Origin of the sequence: Bacteroides sp. AM54-2NS (genome assembly GCF_003602935.1) — a bacterium.
In the GTDB taxonomy this organism is placed as follows: Bacteria; Bacteroidota; Bacteroidia; order Bacteroidales; family Bacteroidaceae; genus Bacteroides; species Bacteroides xylanisolvens.
Window position 1 is genome coordinate 26732 of sequence record NZ_QTMZ01000043.1, and the last position, 23527, is coordinate 50258.

Here is a 23527-nt window from a genome sequence, read left to right on the forward strand (position 1 = left end):
CTATATGGCTTAAACAGAGGCTCTGTTTCCCTCAAATAGAGCCTCTATTTGGGGACTAAAAAATCGAACAGCCAAACGAACACCCCCTGAAGGTGGCTCAACTGCTTGTCTGTCATGCGTTTGCAACGCTCGGAAAAAAGTAGGCGAACCACCAACCGAACATATATAAATACTAAAATATAATAATCTATATAATATAGTTCGCTCAACACACTTTTTCTGTGTTTTGTGAATGAAAAAATGAAGATGATTCAGGAAATTTGCCTTTAGATGAGATAAAACGGAGCCTCTGTTTGGATGAAATAATGTTTCTGTTGGAACGGAAAATTGATTACAAAATAGCGCAACGCTTTGTGGAACGCTGTTTTTCTCTTGTAATCTATTGCTTATTAGCTGTTTATGATGTAATGAAAAAGGACTGCCGAACGCAAAGTGGAACACATAATAAACAATAAAAGATAATTGATCTATTTAAAAATAGATAGTTCGATATTTTTGTTTTTGGGGGATTTCTAAAATGAAAAAAGAAGATAATTCCTCTTCTATGCTTCAACTTTTCTTTTTTTACTTTACCTTTGCGCCCGCTAAAGAACCAAAAGATTTGAATTTAATAATCGACATAGGAAATACAAAGGCAAAGATTGCTTTCTTCGACGGCGGAGAAATGGTGGATGTAGTAGCTGAATCCAATCAGTCTCTAGGTTGCTTGAAAGCTCTTTGTTCTCAATATCCGGTTGAACAGGGAATCGTGGCTACTGTCATTGATCTAAACGAAAAGGTTTTAGCTGATTTGGCCGCTTTGCCGTTTCCTTTGCTCTGGCTCAATCATCAGACTCCGCTTCCGGTTGTCAACCTGTACGAAACTCCCGAAACATTGGGATATGATCGTATGGCTGCCGTAGTGGGTGCTAATGAGCAGTTTCCTCATCGGGATATATTGGTGATTGATGCGGGAACTTGCATTACTTACGAGTTTATCGACTCAAAAGGCCAGTATCATGGCGGTAATATTTCTCCCGGTATGCAGATGCGTTTCAAGGCACTGCATCAGTTTACGGGACGTTTGCCTCTGGTAGACACCAACGGGCGCAAACTCCCGATGGGACGGGACACCGAAACGGCTATACGCGCCGGAGTGATGAAAGGGATGGAATACGAAATTTCAGGTTATATTGAGTCTATGAAGCATAAATATCCTGAACTTTTGGTTTTTTTAACGGGCGGAGATGATTTTTCTTTTGATAGCAGCGTAAAAAGTATCATCTTTGCAGATAGATTTTTAGTGTTGAAAGGATTAAATAGAATTTTAAACTATAATAATGGTAGGATTTAAACACACACTTTGTGCGCTTTTGCTCACGATGGTTACCGGAATGGCAATCGCTCAAAATAATACAAACTCTCCTTATACACGATATGGCTATGGCGACTTGTCCGATCAGAGTTTCGGGAATAGCAAGGCGATGGGGGGAATTGCTTTTGGACTTCGGGATGGAGCACAGATCAATCCGCTGAATCCTGCTTCGTATACAGCCATTGACTCGTTGACGTTTATTTTTGAAGGAGGCGTTAGTCTGCAAAATATGAATATTAGTGGCGGTGGTGTGAAACTGAACGCTAAAAACTCTAGCTTCGACTATCTGGCTATGCAATTTCGTTTGCATCCGAGGGTAGCGATGAGTATCGGTCTGTTGCCGTTCTCCAATGTGGGATATTCTGTATCGGAAAGCAATGAGGCTACAGAAACTTCACCGTATAGCACGAAAAGCCTTACTGGTGAGGGAGGTTTACATCAACTGTATGTTGGTGCGGGTGTAAAAGTCTTGAAAAACCTGTCTGTTGGTGTGAATGCTTCTTATTTTTGGGGAGACATAACCCGCTCGTTGACGCAGCTTTATCCGAATACCGCTTCTGCTTATTCTTACATTAGGCAGAATGCTGTGTCAGTGTCGGATTATAAACTGGATTTTGGATTGCAATATACGCAAGAATTTAACAAAAAACATTCAGCCACTATCGGAGCAGTATATCTCCGAAGCATAAACTGAATAATGATTATACAGTAACGACGCAAGCTAGCTCAACTGTCAGTCAGGATTGGGATGCTACGCTTGAATTGCCTAATACTTTTGGCGTCGGCTTTACATATAACTATGACAAACGTTTGACTGTCGGTCTGGATTATAGTTTGCAGCAGTGGTCAAAAGCTAAGTTTGGCGTAAATACATCAGATGATGCTGTACGTGAAGATTTTGATGAAACATACACGTATTGCGACCGTCATAAAATATCAGTGGGTGCGGAATATATTCCCAATTTGATTGGACGTTCCTATTTATCCCACATCAAATATCGTTTGGGAGCTTATTATACGACTCCGTATTATAAGATTGGCGGTAAAGACGCAGCCCGCGAATATGGCGTAACTGCCGGTTTCGGTCTACCTGTGCCTCGTTCCCGTTCCATCCTTAGCATCAGCGGACAGTTTGTTCGTGTAAGTGGACAGGAATCGACCTTTGTAAACGAAAATATCTTCCGCGTTAGCATCGGATTGACGTTCAACGAACGTTGGTTCTTCAAGCGCAGAGTAGAGTAATTGAGATGAATGTAAGAAGAGAAAGAATAGACGACTATAATAATAACAACTAAAATTTAGATACAATGAAAATTAAAACGCTTGTGGCTATGTTGTTCCTTTCGGCAGGGGCAACCACTGTGGTAGCACAGGATGCGACTAACTGTAACTCGAACAGTAGTATCTCGCATGAAGCTGTGCGTGCAGGTAACTTTAAAGATGCGTATACTCCTTGGAAAGCTGTGTTGGAAAACTGCCCGACGCTTCGTTTCTATACATTTACTGACGGATATAAAATTCTGAAAGGCTTGATGGGACAAATCAAGGATAGGAATAATCCGGAATATCAGAAATATTTTGATGAACTGATGAATACGCATGATTTGCGTATCAAATACACAGATGAGTTCTTGGCTAAAGGTACAAAAGTGTCTTCTGCTGATGAAGCTCTGGGTATCAAAGCAGTAGATTACATCGCTTTCGCTCCGAAAATTGATGTTAATCAGGCTTATCAATGGTTGAGCCAGTCGGTAAATGCAGTAAAAGCTGAATCTGCTGCCGCTACTATCTTCTATTTCCTGCAAATGTCTTTGGATAAACTGAAAACAGATCCTAACCATAAGGAACAATTCATTCAGGATTATCTGGCTGCTTCTGAATATGCTGATGCTGCTATTGCTGCTGAAACGAACGAAGCAAAGAAGAAAAACTTGCAAGGTATCAAAGATAATCTGGTTGCTTTGTTTGTAAACAGCGGAACAGCTGATTGCGAATCACTGCAAAACATCTATGGACCGAAAGTAGAAGCTAACCAAACAGACCTGGCTTACTTGAAGAAAGTAATCGACATCATGAAAATGATGAGATGTACGGAAAGCGAAGCTTATCAACAGGCTGCTTTCTATGTGTACAAGATAGAACCTAGTGCAGATGCCGCTACCGGATGTGCTTACCAAGCATTTAAGAAAGGTGACATCGACGGTGCTGTCAAATTCTTCGACGAAGCCATTGGATTGGAAACTGACAACGTGAAGAAAGCTGAAAAAGCATACGCTGCCGCAGCGGTATTGGCTTCTGCTAAAAAACTGTCTCAAGCAAGAGCATATTGTCAGAAAGCTATCGGGTTCAACGAAAACTATGGTGCTCCATATATCCTGATTGCCAATCTGTATGCAATGAGTCCTAACTGGAGCGACGAGTCAGCTTTGAACAAGTGTACTTACTTTGCAGTAATCGACAAACTTCAACGTGCAAAACAAGTAGATCCGAGCGTAGCTGAAGAAGCTAACAGCTTGATCGGTAGATATTCTGGTCATACTCCACAAGCTAAAGACCTGTTTATGTTAGGTTACAAGCAAGGCGACCGCATCACTATCGGCGGTTGGATAGGAGAGACTACAACGATTAGATAACCGTATGTTGCGAAAACGAAGAAACCGTTTGTTGCATAAAAGCATGAGCATAACAATCACCTTCGGGGTGGTTGTTATGCTTCTTTTATTATCTTCCTGTGGCGGAAAACAGAAAGCTATGGGAGAGGCTATCACAGAACGTGATTCTCTTCCGGTGATGACCACATTGGGAGTTACTACCCTTATTTCCGATTCCGGAGTGACACGTTATAGGGTGAACACGGAAGAGTGGATGATGTACGACCGTAAAAAGCCTTCGTATTGGGCGTTTGAAAAAGGTGTGTATATGGAGCAGTTCGACTCTATCTTTAATGTAGAAGCCAGTATTAAGGCAGATACTGCCTATTATTATGACAAAGAAAGACTTTGGAAGCTGATAGGGAATGTGGATATACAGAACCGCAAAGGAGAGCGTTTTAATACCGAACTGCTCTACTGGAATGAGGCCACTCAAAAAGTGTATTCCGACAAGTTTATACGTATTCAGCAACCGGACAGAATTATCACAGGACACGGCTTCGACTCGAACCAGCAAATGACTATATATACCATTCGTAATATTGAAGGTATTTTCTATGTGGACGAGGAAGCGAGTAGCGGTCCGCCCCAACCGGAAACAAAAGCACTGCCGGATTCAGTGAATAAAGATGCTGCGAAATAGGCGAAGTCATATCATTGTACCGTACCTCGTAAATCGTCTGATCGTAAATCAAAACTTATGAATATTTATATCTCTCTAATTATCACCATGGTCTTTTCCGCTTTCTTTTCAGGAGTGGAGATTGCCTTTGTGTCGGTAGACAAACTGCGTTTTGAGATGGAACGCAAGGGGGGAATTACGTCCCGCATCCTTTCTATCTTCTTCAAGAACCCGAATGAATTTATCTCTACCATGCTGGTGGGGAATAATATCGCACTGGTTATCTATGGTATTCTGATGGCACAGATTATCGGCGACAATCTGCTGGCGGGATTCATTGACAATCATTTCCTGATGGTGTTGGCGCAGACCGTTATTTCTACCCTGATTATTCTGGTGACCGGAGAGTTTTTGCCGAAAACAATCTTCAAAATCAATCCCAATCTGGTTTTGAATGTTTTTGCCATTCCGCTTATTGTTTGTTATGTGGTTCTCTATCCCATCTCCAAATTAGCCTCCGGCTTGTCTTGTATCTTCCTTCGCCTCTTTGGAATGAAGGTTAATAAGGATGCGTCCGACAGAGCTTTTGGAAAAGTCGACCTCGATTACTTCGTACAAAGCAGCATTGATAATGCCGAAAATGAAGAAGAGTTGGACACGGAAGTGAAAATCTTCCAGAACGCCCTCGACTTCTCGAACATAAAAATCCGCGACTGCATCGTTCCCCGTACCGAAGTGGTGGCTGTTGATTTGACTACTTCGCTGGACGAGCTGAAAAGCCGCTTCATAGAATCCGGAATCTCCAAGATAATCGTGTATGACGGGAATATCGACAACGTAGTCGGTTATATCCATTCGTCGGAAATGTTCCGTGCCCCGAAAAACTGGCATGAGAATGTGAAACAAGTGCCGATTGTGCCCGAAACCATGTCCGCTCATAAACTGATGAAACTCTTCATGCAGCAAAAGAAAACGATTGCCGTAGTGGTGGATGAATTTGGCGGTACGTCCGGCATCGTGTCTCTGGAAGACCTCGTTGAAGAAATCTTTGGAGATATAGAAGACGAACACGATAACACTTCCTATATCAGCAAGCAAATCGACGAACGCGAGTATGTGTTGTCCGCCCGCCTGGAGATAGAAAAAGTCAATGAGACGTACGGACTCGACTTGCCCGAGTCGGATGATTATCTGACAGTAGGAGGGTTGATCCTGAACCAATATCAGAGCTTCCCGAAGTTGCATGAAGTGTCCGGGTAGGACGTTATCAATTCAAGATAATTAAGGTCACAGCGACAAAAATAGAACTCGTGCGATTAAAAGTCTTGGAATAATGACGATAATCAAGAAATTTTTAGCCAATAAATAGATGCATATTAGCATTTTTTGTATCTTCGTGCGCTAAAACGACAAAAGAAAGAAATAATAATAAACATAAATCGTATTAATCAAAATGGCAACGTTACAAAACATTAGGTCGAAAGGACCTCTATTGGTGATTGTTATCGGCTTGGCGCTGTTTGCTTTCATTGCGGGTGACGCATGGAAAGTGATGCAGCCGCATCAGGCACATGACGTAGGTGAGGTGAACGGAGACGCTCTTTCCGCTCAAGAGTATCAGAATTTGGTAGAAGAATATACCGAAGTGGTGAAACTCATGCGTGGGGTGACCGCCTTGAATGACGAACAAACCAATCAGGTGCGCGATGAAGTATGGCGTTCCTACGTAAACAATAAACTGATCGAAAAAGAAGCAAAAGCACTGGGACTGACTGTTTCTGCTGCTGAAATCCAGGACATCCTGAAAGCAGGCGTTCATCCTTTGTTGAGACAAACTCCTTTCCAGAATCCGCAAACAGGAAACTTCGACAAGGATATGTTGAACAAGTTCCTCGTGGAATATGCCAAGATGAGCGAATCACAAATGCCGGCACAGTATGCTGAACAATACAATAACATGTATAAATACTGGTCTTTCATTCAGAAAACTCTGATCGAGAGCCGTCTGGCAGAAAAGTATCAGGCATTGGTGTCTAAAGCTCTTCTTTCCAATCCGGTGGAAGCACAGGACGCTTTCGACGCAAGAGTGAACCAGTACAACGTGTTGATGGCTGGTATTCCTTACTCTTCTGTAGTGGACTCTACAATCGTAGTGAAAGAATCGGAACTGAAAGACTTGTATAACAAGAAGAAAGAACAATTCAAGCAATATCAGGAAACTCGTGACATCAAGTACATTGATGTACAAGTGACTGCAAGTGCTGAAGACAGAGCTGCTATCCAGAAAGAAGTGGACGAAGCTACTGAACAGTTGGCTACTACTACGGAAGATTATACTTCTTTCATCCGTTCGACTGGCTCGGAAGCTCCTTATGTAGACTTGTTCTATAACAAAACAGCTTTTCCGTCAGATGTAGTTGCCCGTTTGGACTCTGCTTCGGTAGGTACTATTTATGGTCCTTACTATAACGGTGCCGACAATACAATCAACTCTTTCAAAATTGTAGCTAAAGCTGCTGCTGCCGACTCTGTCGAATTCCGTCAGATTCAGGTATACGCAGAAGATGCTGTGAAGACAAAGACATTGGCTGATAGTATCTACAACGCGATCAAAGGTGGTGCTAACTTTGCTGATCTGGCAAAGAAATATGGTCAGACTGGTGATGCAAACTGGCTAACTTCTGCACAGTACGAAGGTGCACAGATAGACGGTGATAACCTGAAATTCATCTCTGCTATCAACAATGCAGGTGTGAACGAACTGGTGAACTTGCCGATGGGACAAGCAAACGTAATTCTTCAGGTAACGAACAAGAAATCTGTAAAAGACAAATATAAAGTAGCTGTTATCAAACGTGAAGTAGAGTTCAGCAAAGAAACTTATAACCGTGCTTATAATGATTTCAGCCAGTTTATCGCAGCTAATCCTAGTGTAGAAAAGATGGTAGCTAACGCTGAAGAAGCCGGCTACAGACTGCTCGACAGAATGGATTTGAGCAGCTCTGAACACAATATCGGTGGTGTAAGAGGTACAAAAGAAGCGTTGAGATGGACATTTGATAAAGCAAAACCGGGTGATGTTTCCGGCTTGTACGAATGTGGCGAAAGCGATCACATGATGGTAGTAGGTCTGGTAGGCATTAAGCCGGAGGGATATCGTCCGTTGAAAGCAGTACAGGATCAGTTGAGAGCTGAAATCGTAAAAGATAAGAAAGCTGAAAAGATTATGGCTGACATGAAAGCTGCCAATGCAACTTCATTCAACCAGTACAAAGAGATGACTAATGCAGTCAGCGACTCTTTGAAGATGGTTACTTTTGCAGCTCCTGCATACGTATCAGCATTGCGCAGCAGCGAACCGCTGGTAGGTGCTTATGCTTCTGCAGCTGAAGTAAATCAGTTGAGCGCTCCTATCAAAGGTAATGCCGGAGTATTTGTATTGCAGGTATACGGCAAGGACAAACTGAACGAAACATTCGACGCAAAAGCAGAAGAAGCTACGCTGACTAACATGCACGCACGTTTTGCCAGCCGTCTGATGAATGATTTGTATCTGAAAGCAAACGTAAAAGATACACGCTTCTTGTTCTTCTAAACAAGTAGCAAGTAATAGATATTAGGCACGGATTACACGGATTTACGCGGTTTAAACTTATGAGGGAACCGCGAAACCCGTGTAATCCGTGCCTTTTTTGTGCTCGTTTTTTTTGTTTATGGTCTTTGTTATCTGATTAAATTTCCATATCTTGCCAATCTTTATCAATTGGCTTTGCGAAATACTTCATTAACTAATACGAATCTATATTATGACTAAACAACTAGCCCAGTATTCAGTTCCCGCTGAAAATTCACGTGTTATCCGTGTTTTCCTTTCGTCAACGTTCAGAGACATGGAGATGGAACGTTCTGCATTAGTCAAACTCTTTAAGGGTTTGCAAGTGAAGGCTGCCAGCCGTGGTGCCACCATTTCATTGGTTGATTTGCGTTGGGGAATCACAGAAGAAGATGCGAAAAGCGGCAAGGTTGTTGAAATATGCCTGAAAGAGATCGTTAACTCCCGGCCTTTCTTCATTGGTATGGTAGGCGACCGCTATGGATGGTGTCCCAGTTATGAAGATTTATCTCAAACTCTCAATGACAGCTTGGAATATCGTTGGATAGAAGATGACTTGAATCACCATTTGAGTGTGACGGAAATTGAAATGCAGTTTGGTGTACTGCGCAATCCCAATCCGTTACATGCCTATTTTTATATAAAACAGTCGGCAGATGATGAACTGTCTTGCCCTGAAGAGGAGGCTCTTAAACTGAAACGTCTGAAAGAGAGTATTTTGCAGCAGGATCGTTATCCTGTGCAGGAGTATGATTCGCCCGAGCAATTGTGTGACTTTGTAGGGCGTGCTTTCACAAGATTGATTGAACGGGAGTTTCCTGAAATACTGACTGTTGAAGATAATCAGGAGTTGCAAGAACAACTGGCACGCAATGAACTCTTATTCAATTATCACTCAATATCTGAAGCAGATCAGGCATTTGCTGACTTTTTGGCGGCGGATGAGCAACGGTGTCTGGTAGTGACGGGCGATTGTGGTCTTGGCAAGAGTGCTTTATTGGCTCATTGGAGCGATTTAGTGAATAATGATATGCCGATAATTCCCATCTATCATCGCTTGGATAGTACTACATTGTCTTCTTATCCGGCAACGTTGGTGAGAATGTTAGCCTCAAAGTGCCAGAATGCATTCAAACATCAATCTTTAGGTGAAGAAAAGTTGTTTGCGGCTGAAGTTTCTAAAGAGCCGGACTCGTCTCAAAGTTCCGCCAAATCAATCATGGATATTGTGCAAAATTCGATTGCACTTGGGAATAATATATTGGGTGCTTTTTCGGGAAACACGCTTCGAAATCTCAAGGAGATTGAAGAAGATTTGAATTCTATTCAGAAGTTTGCTCAATTGTGGAGTGTATTAGGCGCATCAAGGTATCCTGTCATTCTGTTGATTGATGACATTAGTTATTTAAATCCGACTGAAGTATCATTGTTCTCTTTATTCGCATCTATCCCTTCAAACGTGAAGGTTGTGTTGAGCTTTTCTGCATCATCTACTGCCTATCTGCCTTTTATTCAGAATGGGTACGTTCATTTCCAGTTGAATGGTTTTTCACAAGTGGATGCTAAGGAGTTCTCAAAACAATATTTGTCTGCTTACTCCAAGACCTTGTCTGCACAGCAGGAAGATATTCTTGGTTCGTGGGTGCTGGCTAAACAACCGCGCTGTTTAAGTGTATTGCTCAATGAGCTGGTTTCGTTCGGTCAGTACGATGCTCTCTATGAATATATGAGTGGATATTGCCGGCTCAATGAGGTTGAGCAATTTTATGACAGTGTGCTTCGGCGTTTGTCGGCTGATTATGGTTTCGAAGAGATTGGAAGAACGCTTCTGATGCTTTCACTTACTTTAGAAGGATTTACCGAAGATGAAGTAAAGAGCATGGCAGGCATAAATCAGATGCTTTGGTCACAGTTGAAAGTGGAAATGAGTAGCTGGCTCACCAACAAAGGAGGGCGATATTGTATTTGTGACACACAAATGGTAGAGGCGATTAAACGATGCTTCGCTCAAGGCGATATGTGCATCGATAAGTGTCTTCATAAAATAATAACCTCTCTTCTGGACAATGAAGATATCCTTTCGCACCAACTGACTTTTGCTGATTATAGCTATCGTATGAAACAGTTCTGCTACCATGATTCTTATCGCTATAAAGTGGAAATTACTTATCAAGGTTATAAGATGCAGGAGCGGAATTTCTTGAGAAAGTGGATTTGTGATGTAGAACTCTTCGAAATTCTGTATCGTACGAATTATTCTTTGTTGGAAGATTGCTGGAAGGCACTTATGAGCGACGACTCTTCTTTTATGCCTGATGTCTATGCCGAATCGGACTTTGGTCAGGTTGATTCTTTTTTGATTCCTGTCATTGCTAATGATATAGCTACTTTCTTAAGTCGTTCTTTTCACCTGACAAAGGTAGCAAATGTTGTGAGTGAGAAATGTATGGAAGGAGCTGCCATACCGCCAATTGCCAGATCAGTGCTGAAAATGAACGAGGGATGTCGCTATGCCCGTGACGAAGAATATGAAATGGCATGTGATTGTTTTCTGAAAGCATTGATGATGCAGGAAAATATAGTACCGATTCCGGTACCCCAGATTACTGATACATGTAGGAATTTGGGGATGGCATGTTATTATAATGGGCAATATAATGAAGCGGTGACTTATCTAAATAGAGCGCTTGGCTATCATGCGGCTTCTACTGACGAGAATAATATGGCAGAAATCATTGAACTTTACGAACTGCTGGCTTATTGCGATTATTATAAGAAAAACGAAGAGAGTGCGGCCGAACAATTCCGGAAAGTAGCTAAAATGCACGAATCTTTGAATGGTAGATTGTCAAGTGGAGTGGCTAAATGCATGCGTATGCAAGGTAGATGTCTTTATTGTGTTAAGCAATACGATGAAGCGTGGAATCTGATGAATCGGGCATTGGATATTTCTATGCAGATAGATAATAGAAAGCAGATAGTCGCTTGTCATAAACAGTTGTATTATCTATGCATAGAATTCAAACGCATAATGAATGAGCGTAACGATGAGCAGGCCGCTACTTTATTCTTCCATGAGTCTCTTCTGCATGAAGTGTTTTTCAGCGAAAAGCCTCGTTTGGCAGAATTGACTATCCGTTACGAGGCATTAAGATGTGATATTATGCAGCAATATTACATGAATAAAGATTATGATAATGTGATTCGTATAGCAACCTCCCTGGATATTCATGATGATGGTGACCCCGATTCTTCCTGTCTGGTATATTACTACAAAGCACTGGCTTATACGAAAAAGAAGGATTATCCAATGGCGAAAGCGGCTTTCTTCAAAGAGTTTGAACTGCGAAAGAAGCATCAGGGATGGGAGAATGAAGATACGATTGTGGCTTGTCAAAACTTAGGGGTTTTACACAAATATTGTTATGAACGGAAAGATGCGCTGGCTTGTTTCCGTGAGGCGTATGGTCACGAAGTGAAACGGAATGGCGAGGACTCTGAATTGGCGCGAACGCTACTTCAATATATCAGCTTTGTTAAATAATAACTTGGGTATACTTCCTTTTTTGTAACTTTTACATTCCTGCTATACGGAAATCGACTTTATTTCCTTACATTTGCAGATATAAACTATCAACAGAAAGAAGAATGTCTAAATATCCCCTTTTAGGAATGACTCTTGTAGAGCTTCAATCATTGACAAAAAGACTGGGTATGCCCGGCTTTGCTGCCAAGCAGATTGCATCCTGGCTTTACGAAAAGAAGGTAGCCTCGATTGATGATATGACTAATTTGTCATTGAAACACCGGGAGTTGCTCAAGCAGAACTATGAGGTGGGAGCGGAAGCTCCGGTAGATGAAATGCGTTCTGTAGATGGTACGGTGAAGTATCTTTATAAAGTGGGTGAGAACCATTTTGTAGAGTCGGTTTATATACCGGATGATGACCGGGCAACGTTGTGCGTGTCGTCACAAGTGGGCTGCAAAATGAACTGTAAGTTCTGTATGACCGGCAAACAGGGGTATACGGCTAACCTGACCGCCAGCCAGATCATGAACCAGATTCATTCGCTGCCGGAACGGGACAAACTGACTAATGTCGTAATGATGGGAATGGGCGAGCCGCTCGATAACCTGGATGAGGTATTGAAAGCATTGGAACTACTGACCGCTACCTACGGTTACGCATGGAGTCCGAAGCGTATCACGCTTTCTACTGTCGGGCTACGGAAAGGATTGCAGCGTTTTATCGAAGAAAATGACTGCCACCTTGCCATCAGCCTTCACTCTCCGCTGACCGTTCAGCGTGCTGAATTAATGCCGGCGGAAAAGGCGTTTTCAATCACCGAAATGGTGGAACTGTTAAAAAACTATGATTTTAGTAAACAACGTCGACTTTCGTTTGAATATATTGTTTTTAAAGGGCTCAATGATTCGCAGGTTTATGCCAAAGAGTTGCTGAAACTTCTTCGCGGGCTGGATTGCAGGGTGAATCTGATTCGTTTTCATGCCATACCGGGGGTAGACCTCGAGGGGGCGGACATGGATACGATGACCCGTTTTCGTGATTATCTGACATCACACGGACTTTTCACCACTATCCGTTCATCTAGGGGCGAAGATATTTTTGCCGCTTGCGGTATGCTGTCGACAGCGAAACAGGAGAAAAATAATGAAAGTTAATATATAAAACCGAACATCATGAAAAAGTACTCTTTTATTTTATGCATCGCTTTGGTAGCCTTTGTCGTTGCATCTTGTGGTCTGAAAGGAAATCACACCTCTAGTGGTCGTGCTTACGAGCTTTTGGTTGTAGTAGATCACGGTGTTTGGGATCGTGCTGCCGGAAGGGCTTTACATGATGCGCTCGATGCTGATATGCCCGGTTTGCCGCAGTCGGAACCTTCTTTCCGGATTATGTATACTTCGCCGAAAGATTATGATTCTACGCTGAAGTTGATACGTAACATTATTATTGTAGATATACAGGATATATATACGAAAGCCTCGTTCAAATATGCGAAGGACGTGTATGCCAATCCGCAGATGATATTGACTATCCAGGCTCCGAACGAAGAAGAGTTCGAGAAGTTTGTGGAAGAGAACAAAAAGACGATTGTCGACTTCTTTACCCGTGCGGAAATGAACCGTCAGATTACGTTCCTGGAAGGGAAACACAGTAACTTCATTTCGCAGAAAGTGGACAGTTTGTTCGGATGCGACATCTGGGTGGATGCCGAACTGGCTAATTCAAAGACCGGGGATGATTTCTTCTGGCTTCTACCAACACAGGTACTGCCGACCGTAACTTTGTGATGTACTCTTATCCGTACACTGACAAGGATACGTTTACCAAAGAATATTTTGTGCACAAACGTGACTCTGTGATGAAAGCCAATATCCCCGGATTCAAGGAAGGAGTTTATATGTCGACCGATAGTTTACTGACCGATGTCCGTCCGATCAATGTACAGAACAGCTACACAATGGAAGCACGTGGTCTGTGGCGTATGAAGGGCGACTTTATGGGTGGTCCGTATGTATCTCATACTCGTCTGGACGAGAAGAACCAACGAATTATTACTGCAGAAATATTTGTTTATTCACCTGATAAAATGAAACGCAACCTAGTACGCCAGATGGAAGCATCTCTGTATACACTGAAACTTCCGAATGAAGTTCAGCAGAAGCAGATTCCATTGGGAGAAGCATCTAAGGAAGCGGAACAAACTAATAAATAAAAACATGGAAGATAACAAGATAAGGATAGGTATCACCCAAGGAGATATTAACGGGGTGGGCTATGAGGTGATTCTTAAGACATTTTCCGACCCTACGATGTTGGAACTATGTACTCCGATCATTTATGGCTCACCGAAAGTAGCGGCTTATCATCGCAAAGCACTGGATATACAGGCCAATTTCAGCATTGTCAACTCTGCTACCGAAGCGGGGTACAACCGTTTGAGCGTGGTGAACTGTACGGATGATGAGGTGAAAGTGGAATTTTCCAAACCCGACCCCGAAGCCGGTAAGCTGCGCTGGGGGCTTTGGAACGTGCCATCGAAGAATATCGCGAAGGGTTGATAGACGTTATCGTAACAGCTCCGATCAACAAACATACGATTCAGTCGGAAGAGTTCTCCTTCCCCGGACATACGGAATATATCGAAGAACGTCTGGGCAATGGTGATAAGTCATTGATGATTTTGATGAAGAATGACTTCCGGGTGGCTTTGGTGACGACACATATCCCTGTTAGAGAGATTGCGACTACGATTACCAAAGAATTGATTCAGGAGAAACTGATGATATTCCATCGTTGTCTGAAACAGGATTTCGGTATCGGCGCTCCGCGTATTGCGGTGCTCTCTCTCAATCCTCATGCCGGAGACGGTGGTTTGTTGGGAATGGAAGAGCAGGAAGTGATTATCCCTGCCATGAAAGAAATGGAAGAGAAAGGAATCCTTTGCTACGGTCCTTATGCGGCCGACGGCTTTATGGGTTCGGGCAATTATACTCATTTTGACGGTATCCTGGCGATGTATCACGATCAAGGGCTGGCTCCGTTCAAGGCCTTGGCTATGGAAGACGGGGTGAACTATACGGCAGGACTGCCGGTAGTACGTACTTCTCCGGCTCATGGAACGGCATACGATATTGCAGGCAAGGGAGTGGCTTGTGAAGATTCTTTCCGTCAGGCAATCTATGTTGCCATCGACGTGTTCCGTAATCGTCAGCGGGAAAAAGTGGCTCGTGCCAATCCGTTGCGTAAACAGTATTACGAGAAACGTGACGATAGTGATAAACTGAAGCTGGATACAGTAGACGAAGATTAAAAACGAGTGATGACGAAAGCAGAGATACAACAAGTGAAACAGCGTTTCGGTATTATTGGAAATACTGAAGCATTGTCGCGCGCCATAGATGTTGCCATTCAGGTAGCTCCTACCGATTTGTCTGTGCTGATTACCGGAGAAAGTGGAGTCGGAAAAGAAAGTTTTCCGCAGATTATTCATCAATATAGCCGGAGGAAGCACGGACAGTATATTGCTGTCAACTGTGGCGCTATTCCGGAAGGTACGATTGATTCCGAACTGTTCGGACATGAGAAAGGTGCGTTTACCGGTGCGATTGGCGAACGGAAAGGGTACTTTGGCGAAGCTGACGGTGGTACTATTTTTCTTGATGAAGTAGGGGAGTTGCCGATGTCTACCCAGGCACGTTTGCTCCGTGTACTGGAGAGTGGCGAGTTTATGAAAGTAGGTTCGTCCAAAGTACAAAAAACGGATGTGCGTGTGGTGGCGGCTACCAACGTCAATCTTACACAAGCGATTGCAGAAGGACGTTTCCGTGAAGATTTATATTACCGGTTGAATACGGTGCCTATCCAGATACCGCCTTTGCGTGAACGTGGTGACGATGTACTTTTGTTGTTTCGTAAGTTTTCCGCAGACTTTGCAGAGAAATACCGGATGCCCGCTATTCAGTTGACGGAGGATGCGAAGAAAGAGTTGTTGGCTTACCCGTGGCCCGGAAACGTGCGTCAGTTGAAGAACATCACCGAGCAAATATCTATCATTGAAACCAATAGGGAGATCTCTGCTGCTATCTTGCAGAATTATCTTCCTGCACAAAATACGCAACGTCTTCCCGCGTTGATGGGAACGCGTGAGAGTAAAGGCTTTGAGAGCGAACGGGAGATTCTTTATTCTGTTCTGTTCGATATGCGCCAGGAAGTGGCGGAGCTGAAGAAGATGGTGCACAACCTGATGGCGGAACGTGCCGGACAGGTGGGGCAGGTAGGACAAATGGGAACGGTGGTTACTACTCCGGTAGTGACGGCGCATCAACCTTCGGTACCTGCTATCATTCACACCATGCAGCCTACGGTTTGCAAGGATGATGATGACATACAAGACACGGAAGAATATGTAGAAGAATCCCCTTTGTCACTGGACGAAGTGGAGAAAGAAATGATACGCAAAGCACTTGAGAGGCATCATGGAAAGCGGAAGAGTGCGGCCAAGGACTTGAATATTTCCGAGCGTACACTTTATAGAAAAATAAAAGAATATGAATTGGATTAAGAAAATAATACGCCCTTTGTTACTGTTCGGCTTGCCGTTGGTAGTCATTGCGTGCACTGTTTCCTATAAGTTTAACGGATCGTCTATCAATTATGATAAGGTAAAGACCATTTCGATAGCCGACTTCCCGATCAAGTCGGAGTATGTATATGCTCCGTTGGCAACCAAATTCAATGAGGACCTGAAAGATATCTTCATCCGGCAGACCCGTCTGCAACTGCTCAAGCCGAATCAGAATGCGGACTTGCAGATTGACGGAGAAATCACAGGATACAATCAGTACAACCAGGCAGTATCTGCCGACGGTTATTCTTCGGAGACGAAGTTGACTATTACCGTCAATGTACGTTTTGTCAACAACACCAATCATGCCGAAGACTTTGAACAACAGTTTTCTGCGTTCCGTACCTACGACTCTAGCCAGTTGCTGACTGCCGTACAGGACGGATTGATTGCTGAAATGTCTAAAGAGATCACCGACCAAATTTTTAATGCAACTGTAGCAAACTGGTAATATAAATGACTTCTGTTAACTTTCAACAATGGATTCAGCATCCCGAGACGCTGAATAGGGATACTTTGTACGAACTGCGCAATCTTCTTGCGAGGTATCCGTATTTTCAGTCACTTCGTCTGCTGTATCTGAAGAATCTGTATATTCTCCATGATATTAGTTTCGGTGGAGAACTGCGGAAAGCAGTTCTTTACATTGCAGACAGACGGCAGTTGTTCCGGTTGATTGAAGGTGACCGCTATGATGTGCAGGCACGAAAAAAGGGAGTACCTCTCACGGAGGTGCTGAAAGACGAACCGTCCGTAGACCGCACATTAGCATTGATCGACGCTTTCTTGTCCACAGTACCCGAAGAGGTGACTGCCCGCACCAGCTTCGACTATTCGATGGATTACACCTCTTATCTTTTGGAGGAGACTCCGGCCACGGAACAGCTGGCCGAAGAAACGCCCAAACTCAAAGGCTACGAACTGATTGACGACTTTATAGAAAAGAGCGAGAGCGACTCTCCCCTCTGCAAGAAACCTTTAAGAGAAGAAATGCCATCTTCGCCAACCTCTTCGGACGAACTTACCGAAGAAGAAACGATGAAGGAAGAAGAGGAAGATGACAGCTGTTTTACGGAAACTTTGGCAAAAATCTATGTTAAACAGCAACGATATTCAAAAGCTCTTGAAATAATTAAAAAATTAAGCTTGAAATATCCAAAAAAAAATGCTTACTTTGCAGACCAAATCAGATTTTTGGAGAAATTGATTATTAACGCTAATTCAAAATAACTAAAAATGTACTTATTATTCGTTATCTTAATGGTTATTGCAGCCTTGTTGATGTGTTTCATCGTGCTGATTCAGAACTCAAAAGGAGGCGGACTTGCTTCTGGTTTCTCTTCATCTAACGCCATCATGGGCGTGCGCAAGACTACAGATTTTCTGGAAAAAGCAACATGGGGCTTAGCTATCTTCATGGTGGTAATGAGCATTGCTACTGCTTATGTAGTTCCTCGCTCTGCTGTTGCTAAAGACGCAGTGTTGGAACAGGCACAGAAAGAACAACAGACTAACCCGTATAACTTACCCGCAGGTACGGCTGCGCCGCAAACTGAAGCTCCTGCTACCAATGCACCTGCTACAGAAACTCCGGCACCGGCTACTGAAACTCCTGCTCCTGCAGCAGAGTAATTCACTCCGTTGTCAGGTAAGACTTTGGGGTAAAACCATTAATGGGAAGGTGCAGACGGATGCTGCATTTCTTTGATATTTAAGTGCGGATTACGCAGATTACACGGATTTTCAATCTTCCGCGTGGTCAGTGTAATCCGCACTTAACTTTTTCTTGTAAAAACAATCTCTTTTTGATAGAAACAAACGAGATTTAACTACCTTTGTTGGTCGTATGAAGATTATTAACTACTATTTTTAAATATAACAATGACAGAACATTTGAAACAGAAATTGAATGACTCCGCCGTACTCCGATGGAGTGTTCTAGCATTAGTCGCATTTACTATGCTATGCGGCTATTTCCTCACCGACGTAATGTCTCCTCTAAAACCCATGCTTGAGAAAGAACTACTATGGGACAGTCTTGATTATGGTTTCTTCACAAGCGCTTACGGGTGGTTTAATGTATTCCTATTGATGCTGATTTTCGGTGGTATCATTTTGGATAAGATGGGAGTTCGTTTCACCGGAATGGGAGCTTGCTTATTGATGGTGTTTGGTTGTGGATTGAAATACTATGCGATTTCTACTACTTTTCCGGAAGGTGCCATGCTCTTCGGATTCAAAACACAGGTAACCCTGGCTGCATTGGGGTATGCTATCTTCGGTGTAGGTGTGGAAATTGCCGGTATCACAGTTTCCAAGATTATCGTGAAATGGTTCAAGGGTAAGGAAATGGCGTTGGCTATGGGACTTGAAATGGCTACGGCACGTATCGGAACAACTCTGGCAATGGTGCTTACGGTTCCTTTGGCCGACTTTTTCGGATCTATGGATGAGAGTGGCACATTCCATACCAATATTCCTGCTCCGATTCTGTTTTGTCTGATTATGTTGTGCGTGGGTACGATTGCTTTCTTCCTTTATACTTTCTATGATAAGAAGTTGGATGCTTCTTTGGATGCAGAGGGATTGGAACCGGAAGAGCCGTTCCGTATGAAAGATATTGTGTATATCATTACCAATAAAGGATTCTGGCTGATTGCATTACTATGTGTATTGTTCTACTCGGCTGTATTCCCCTTTATCAAGTATGCTGCCGACTTGATGGTGCAGAAGTATAATGTAGATCCGAAGTTGGCGGGAACGATTCCCGGATTGTTGCCGATTGGTGCGATTATTCTGACTCCGTTGTTCGGCTCGCTTTATGACCGTATTGGTAAGGGAGCCACATTGATGATAATCGGATCAGTGATGCTTATTTTTGTGCATACGATGTTTGCTCTGCCTATACTGAATATATGGTGGTTTGCTACTATCATCATGATTATATTGGGGTTTGCCTTCTCGTTGGTGCCTTCAGCTATGTGGCCGTCTGTTCCGAAGATTATTCCGGAAAAACAGTTGGGTACTGCATACGCATTGATTTTCTGGGTACAGAACTGGGGATTGATGGGTGTTCCTTTGTTGATCGGATGGGTGTTGAATACTTATTGCAAAGGTCCGGTAGTAGACGGTGCACAGACTTATGACTACACGTTGCCGATGGCTATTTTTGCTCTCTTTGGTGTGCTTGCTCTGATTGTGGCTTTGATGTTAAAGGCAGAGAACAAGAAGAAGGGATACGGTCTGGAAGAGGCGAATATCCAAAAGTAACTAGGAAATTCAATACCTAAAGTGACAAAGGAATTTTGTATCAAGGTGTAAACAGAAGAGTATCAGTATGAATACTCTGAAATAAAAAATAAGAAGTATGGCTGCCAAAGAGAAAATCAACCTGTTAGAGGTCATTCCCTGTCGCAGTGAACATATTACAGCAGAAAGGGAAGGGGAGACAATTGTGCTCTCCTTTCCCCGTTTTAAATATCCGTGGATGCAACGCTTCCTTGTGCCGAAAGGAATGTCGAAAGAACTTCATGTGAAATTGGAAGAACACGGTACGGCTGTATGGGAACTGATAGATGGAAAACGCAATGTTCGTGAGATTATAGAAAAACTCGCAGACCACTTTCAAAATGAAGAGGGCTACGAGTCGCGTGTATCGGCTTATCTTTCTCAAATGCAGAAAGATGGATTTATAAAACTGGTGATACCAGTCGTATAAATAGGAACTTATTATTATTTATTTGATAAATACAGCCCAAAGTATGACGGCAATTGCTATCAGGACCCCCATGATAATAAGCGTTCCCCAAACAAAATAATTGCTGTCTTTCTCTTTCTTTTTCTCCGAGTCGTGGATGATACGTTCCATTTCTTCGGGGGTGGTGTTGGGTAGTGGATAAGGTTCGTTTGCACGGTTTAGATGCTTCAACTTATCGTTAGCACGTTCACGACGTAGGCGGAGCTCCCGTCCCTCTTTTATTCGGCGTATCATGTCGAATGCATGTCCTTCACCAACCATATTCTTTGTTTTTTAGAAGTTCACTTCCTCGTTTTTCTATTTCCCTTCTTCTCTGTCCACTTTGAGCAATCCTCCCGTATTCGGATCAAAATAAACTTTGATGGTAGAATTCTTGTTGAACAAAACCGGAGCCAGATATTCTATCACACCGAATTGGGTAATAGGAAGCTCACCTTCGTAAAGTTTCTTTTTACCGTCGGTCAGTGTAACCATAGCTTGTCCGGGTACGTTGTAGGCGATTCCATCCAAATCTTTCTTCTTCTTACCGTCTTCCTGTGGTATCTTGACCGATTTCAGGTCTTTCAGACTGATATAAAACGGAGTTCCTGCCAAATCATTGTTGGCAACTACACCTAACTTCTTCGAGAAGCGGAAGGCAACTTCATTGTTGAATTCCTTGTCAGGGGTAAGGCGGACAGTGAATGTTCTCTCTTCTTTGTTGCAGGTGCCGGAGAACATTTGTGTCATGGCTTCTTCCTGTGCATTCAGATTGTCGAGCATAATCTTAAGCTGTGCCCCATCTGAAGGCATATTATCAGCTTGTCCGCGCAATAAGGCATTTTTGCTTTCGCGGATGTTATAGATTTCTTTAGCCACCAGCTCGGCCATCTTGGCGGTAGAACTAGCCATCAGAATCTCTTCGGTCAGGAATTCGCGAGGATTCGCTTTCTTTTGGAGGACTGCGGGGGCGGGAGCAGCTTTTTTGCCTGCACTGCTATTGCTGTAAGGAACATTGATCGTTTTCACAATGCCATCCTCTGTCAGTTCCATGAGCGGTGCTACTGTCTTATCCTTCAATTTTACGAAATACGTAGTTTCGCTGTTGGGCACACCTACGGATTTCACTTTTACGCTAGCCAGTTCCCAGTACTCTTCAGGGTCGGCGGAGACGTTGGTCAGTCGTAGGTAACGATCAGCATATTTGCTGAATTCTCCCGGAGTATAGTTGACTTTGTTGGCTTTTATTTCAAGTTCTATTTGGGTTTTGGGAAGACTGTAAACCACTCCATAGTCTTTTCCTCGGGTAACCCCTGTCAGTACTTCGGTTTGTGCATAGGCGGACGTTGTCATAAGTAGTCCTGCTGCTATAATCAACTTTTTCATATTCGGTTCTTTTTAACTGGTTTTGAAAACAAAGTTAATGAAGTTATTGAAAAAAGGGTAAGTTCTTAACTTTTATTCGCTTACAAGTCGCCATGCTGTCGGCAGACAGGTGATAATATCGCTTGCGATCATTCCGATCATTCCTTGCTTCTTTTGAGCGACATCGCCCGCCAATCCGTGAATGTAAGTGCCGATTTTAGCGGCTTCCTCGGTGAGGTAACCTTGGGCAAGCAGTGCCAGGATTACTCCGGTCAGTACGTCACCGCTACCTCCGGTTGCCATTCCCGGATTTCCGGTTGGGTTGAAGAAGCATTTACCTTCTGGGGTGATGATGGCGGAGTAGGCTCCTTTTAAAATAATGTGAACATGGGCGGCACGAGCCAATTCGCAAGCTTCATCAGACGTTCGTAAGAGTCCTGGCATTTGCCGGTCAGACGTTCCAGTTCTTTCGGATGCGGGGTGAGGATGGAACCCTTCGGCAGGTGGGTAAGTGCATGACGGTGGTTGGCGAGGATATTAAGTGCGTCGGCATCCACCACAACAGGAGTCTGGCAGTGTTCCAGTTGTTCCAACAAGGCAGCTTCCGTTTCCTCGTTTCGTCCCAGTCCCGGACCGATGCCGACTGCTTGATAGTCGTCCGTGTCGGTAGGTACGGCAAAACAGGTTTCGTTGATGTCGGTTTCTACGATTGCTTCGGGTATGGAGGTTTGCAAGATGTCGTTGTTGCACATTGGCGCATGGACAGTCAGCAACCCTACTCCCGAACGGAGGCAGGCGCGGGCAGCGAGAACAGAGGCTCCTGCCATTCCTTTTGAACCGGCAATCAATAGTGCATGGCCGAAGTTTCCCTTGTGGGCAAACTGTTTGCGTGGCTTGATGAGTGAACGGATTTGCTCTATTTCCAACATTTCGTAGTTAGTCTCCATTTCTTCAATACCGTCTTCGCTCAATTGGATATCCAGCACTTCCCATTCTCCGACAAATTCCGTGTTCTCTGCGAAAAGAAAGGCGAGCTTCGGCAGTTGAAGACTGAAAGTTACGTCGGCACGGATAATATTAGCTTTTACGTTGAATGTGTTTTCTTCTCCCATCAGTCCGGAAGGAATGTCGATGGCTACTACCATGGCAGGGGAGGAATTGATGTATTTCACTACGGCAGCGAATCCGCCGCTCAACGGTTTGTTCAGGCCTGAACCGAATAATCCGTCGATTACCAGATGGTCGGGCGTCAGGGCGGGAGGTACGAATTGGGTACTGATCTCGTGGAATTTTACTTCTTCCATCATTTCTACCAGTTCTTTATTGGTCTGGCAGTCGGGTGAAAGTTCTCCTTTCGTGTTGAAGAGAAATACCTCGATTTTATATCCTTTTTCAGCCATCATGCGGCTACGGCGAGAGCGTCTCCGCCATTATTCCCCGGTCCGGCAAAGATAGTGACCGGCGTTTCCGTATTCCATCTGTCTGTGATGGCTTTTGTTAATACGGTTGCTGCACGTTCCATCAGATCGATTGATGCAATAGGTTCGTTCTCAATGGTATAAGCGTCCAATTTCTTGATACTGCTGCTTGGAAATATTTTCATTGCGATGTTCTTTTAGTTTTCGGATTACAAATGTACATGATTCTTCTGACTTTTCCCGTTTGTTGTGGGAAGAAAACCATAATTGCAACTTTTAATTCATCATTAGTTCTATCTTTTGGTCAGAGAAATATCTGTTTTTGAACTATTAAGTGTTAGAATAACTCCGCCAAAAAATAATTCAATGCAGCACCATTATGAACTTACTTTTATTTCTCCTGAAAAAGATTTCTGGTTCTTCGTCAAATTTGGTGGTACTTCTTCTATTGTGAATAAATAATCTTCGCTCTCAGTAGTTTAATTCCTGCCCTATTGTACATCTGTCTTTTTACCGCTTTAATTTTATTCACTGTCCCCTCCAGTAATCCGTTACTGAAGGGGATATCAATAGCTGCCTGTACTGCCTCCCAGTCTTTTTCAATACCATATGCAA

Annotated in this window: 14 protein-coding genes and 5 pseudogenes; 16 read left to right on the forward strand and 3 right to left on the reverse strand. The window is 43.4% G+C overall.

From position 1 onward, the window contains the following. The first annotated feature begins 544 nt into the window (after window positions 1-544). The 16 genes and pseudogenes from DXA05_RS20525 (at window position 545) to DXA05_RS20600 (ending at window position 20111) form a co-directional block, all read left to right on the forward strand. Window positions 545-1333: a type III pantothenate kinase gene (locus DXA05_RS20525; protein ID WP_008020984.1), complete on the forward strand. Its 789-nt coding sequence runs from the start codon at window positions 545-547 to the stop codon at window positions 1331-1333. Continuing rightward, window positions 1320-2596 (forward strand): annotated as a pseudogene (locus DXA05_RS20530) (outer membrane protein transport protein). Before DXA05_RS20525 ends, DXA05_RS20530 begins: the two are co-directional and overlap by 14 nt. Before the next feature lie 65 nt (window positions 2597-2661). Further along, window positions 2662-3987: a hypothetical protein gene (locus DXA05_RS20535; protein WP_008017009.1), complete on the forward strand. Its 1326-nt coding sequence runs from the start codon at window positions 2662-2664 to the stop codon at window positions 3985-3987. A 43-nt stretch (window positions 3988-4030) separates the two neighbouring features. Next, entirely contained in the window at window positions 4031-4648 is a 618-nt protein-coding gene (gene lptC, locus DXA05_RS20540; RefSeq protein ID WP_008771162.1) for an LPS export ABC transporter periplasmic protein LptC, read from the forward strand. A 57-nt stretch (window positions 4649-4705) separates the two neighbouring features. Then, window positions 4706-5961, forward strand: a pseudogene (locus DXA05_RS20545) (hemolysin family protein). Window positions 5962-6080: 119 nt separating this feature from the next. Beyond that, complete coding sequence (locus DXA05_RS20550; RefSeq protein WP_074909441.1) at window positions 6081-8222, forward strand: peptidylprolyl isomerase; 2142 nt, start codon at window positions 6081-6083, stop codon at window positions 8220-8222. A gap of 211 nt (window positions 8223-8433) precedes the next feature. Beyond that, window positions 8434-11784 (forward strand): DUF4062 domain-containing protein, encoded by a 3351-nt coding sequence (locus DXA05_RS20555; RefSeq protein ID WP_128859573.1) that lies wholly within the window; start codon window positions 8434-8436, stop codon window positions 11782-11784. Window positions 11785-11888: 104 nt separating this feature from the next. Then, entirely contained in the window at window positions 11889-12923 is a 1035-nt protein-coding gene (rlmN, locus tag DXA05_RS20560) for a 23S rRNA (adenine(2503)-C(2))-methyltransferase RlmN (RefSeq protein WP_008017001.1), read from the forward strand. Between the two features lie 18 nt (window positions 12924-12941). Next, window positions 12942-13981: pseudogene (locus tag DXA05_RS20565) on the forward strand (DUF4837 family protein). A gap of 4 nt (window positions 13982-13985) precedes the next feature. After that, window positions 13986-15079 (forward strand): annotated as a pseudogene (pdxA, locus tag DXA05_RS20570) (4-hydroxythreonine-4-phosphate dehydrogenase PdxA). A gap of 9 nt (window positions 15080-15088) precedes the next feature. Further along, window positions 15089-16330: a sigma-54 dependent transcriptional regulator gene (locus tag DXA05_RS20575; protein ID WP_004309800.1), complete on the forward strand. Its 1242-nt coding sequence runs from the start codon at window positions 15089-15091 to the stop codon at window positions 16328-16330. Then, window positions 16317-16844, forward strand: a complete 528-nt coding sequence (locus tag DXA05_RS20580; protein WP_004309799.1) for an LptE family protein — start codon at window positions 16317-16319, stop codon at window positions 16842-16844. Before DXA05_RS20575 ends, DXA05_RS20580 begins: the two co-directional genes overlap by 14 nt. A gap of 5 nt (window positions 16845-16849) precedes the next feature. After that, entirely contained in the window at window positions 16850-17623 is a 774-nt protein-coding gene (locus DXA05_RS20585; RefSeq protein ID WP_128859574.1) for a tetratricopeptide repeat protein, read from the forward strand. 6 nt (window positions 17624-17629) lie between these two features. After that, the gene (gene secG, locus DXA05_RS20590) at window positions 17630-18025 is read left to right on the forward strand and encodes a preprotein translocase subunit SecG (protein ID WP_004301890.1); all 396 of its coding nucleotides are present in this window, start codon (window positions 17630-17632) and stop codon (window positions 18023-18025) included. Between the two features lie 249 nt (window positions 18026-18274). Next, window positions 18275-19663: an MFS transporter gene (locus tag DXA05_RS20595; RefSeq protein ID WP_128859575.1), complete on the forward strand. Its 1389-nt coding sequence runs from the start codon at window positions 18275-18277 to the stop codon at window positions 19661-19663. A 97-nt stretch (window positions 19664-19760) separates the two neighbouring features. Next, the gene (locus DXA05_RS20600; protein WP_004315827.1) at window positions 19761-20111 is read left to right on the forward strand and encodes a PqqD family protein; all 351 of its coding nucleotides are present in this window, start codon (window positions 19761-19763) and stop codon (window positions 20109-20111) included. A gap of 18 nt (window positions 20112-20129) precedes the next feature. On the opposite strand, the gene DXA05_RS20605 is transcribed toward DXA05_RS20600, so the two are convergent. From DXA05_RS20605 to DXA05_RS20615, 3 genes and pseudogenes are all read right to left on the reverse strand, one after another. Then, on the reverse strand, window positions 20130-20411 hold the full coding sequence (locus DXA05_RS20605) for a hypothetical protein (RefSeq protein ID WP_128859576.1): 282 nt from the start codon (window positions 20409-20411) through the stop codon (window positions 20130-20132). Window positions 20412-20447: 36 nt separating this feature from the next. After that, entirely contained in the window at window positions 20448-21515 is a 1068-nt protein-coding gene (locus tag DXA05_RS20610; protein WP_128859577.1) for a DUF4831 family protein, read from the reverse strand. Between the two features lie 72 nt (window positions 21516-21587). Next, a pseudogene (locus DXA05_RS20615) lies at window positions 21588-23097 on the reverse strand (NAD(P)H-hydrate dehydratase). Window positions 23098-23527: the final 430 nt, after the last annotated feature.

Bases quoted from the DNA above. Each gene is read 5' to 3' on its own strand.
- DXA05_RS20550 (WP_074909441.1), top strand. From the start codon at position 6,081: ATGGCAACGTTACAAAACATTAGGTCGAAAGGACCTCTATTGGTGATT.
- secG (WP_004301890.1), top strand. From the start codon at position 17,630: ATGTACTTATTATTCGTTATCTTAATGGTTATTGCAGCCTTGTTGATG.
- lptC (WP_008771162.1), top strand. From the start codon at position 4,031: ATGAGCATAACAATCACCTTCGGGGTGGTTGTTATGCTTCTTTTATTA.
- DXA05_RS20610 (WP_128859577.1), bottom strand. From the start codon at position 21,515: ATGAAAAAGTTGATTATAGCAGCAGGACTACTTATGACAACGTCCGCC.
- DXA05_RS20535 (WP_008017009.1), top strand. From the start codon at position 2,662: ATGAAAATTAAAACGCTTGTGGCTATGTTGTTCCTTTCGGCAGGGGCA.
- DXA05_RS20575 (WP_004309800.1), top strand. From the start codon at position 15,089: ATGACGAAAGCAGAGATACAACAAGTGAAACAGCGTTTCGGTATTATT.
- DXA05_RS20555 (WP_128859573.1), top strand. From the start codon at position 8,434: ATGACTAAACAACTAGCCCAGTATTCAGTTCCCGCTGAAAATTCACGT.
- DXA05_RS20525 (WP_008020984.1), top strand. From the start codon at position 545: ATGCTTCAACTTTTCTTTTTTTACTTTACCTTTGCGCCCGCTAAAGAA.
- DXA05_RS20600 (WP_004315827.1), top strand. From the start codon at position 19,761: ATGGCTGCCAAAGAGAAAATCAACCTGTTAGAGGTCATTCCCTGTCGC.
- DXA05_RS20605 (WP_128859576.1), bottom strand. From the start codon at position 20,411: ATGGTTGGTGAAGGACATGCATTCGACATGATACGCCGAATAAAAGAG.
- DXA05_RS20580 (WP_004309799.1), top strand. From the start codon at position 16,317: ATGAATTGGATTAAGAAAATAATACGCCCTTTGTTACTGTTCGGCTTG.
- rlmN (WP_008017001.1), top strand. From the start codon at position 11,889: ATGTCTAAATATCCCCTTTTAGGAATGACTCTTGTAGAGCTTCAATCA.
- DXA05_RS20585 (WP_128859574.1), top strand. From the start codon at position 16,850: ATGACTTCTGTTAACTTTCAACAATGGATTCAGCATCCCGAGACGCTG.
- DXA05_RS20595 (WP_128859575.1), top strand. From the start codon at position 18,275: ATGACAGAACATTTGAAACAGAAATTGAATGACTCCGCCGTACTCCGA.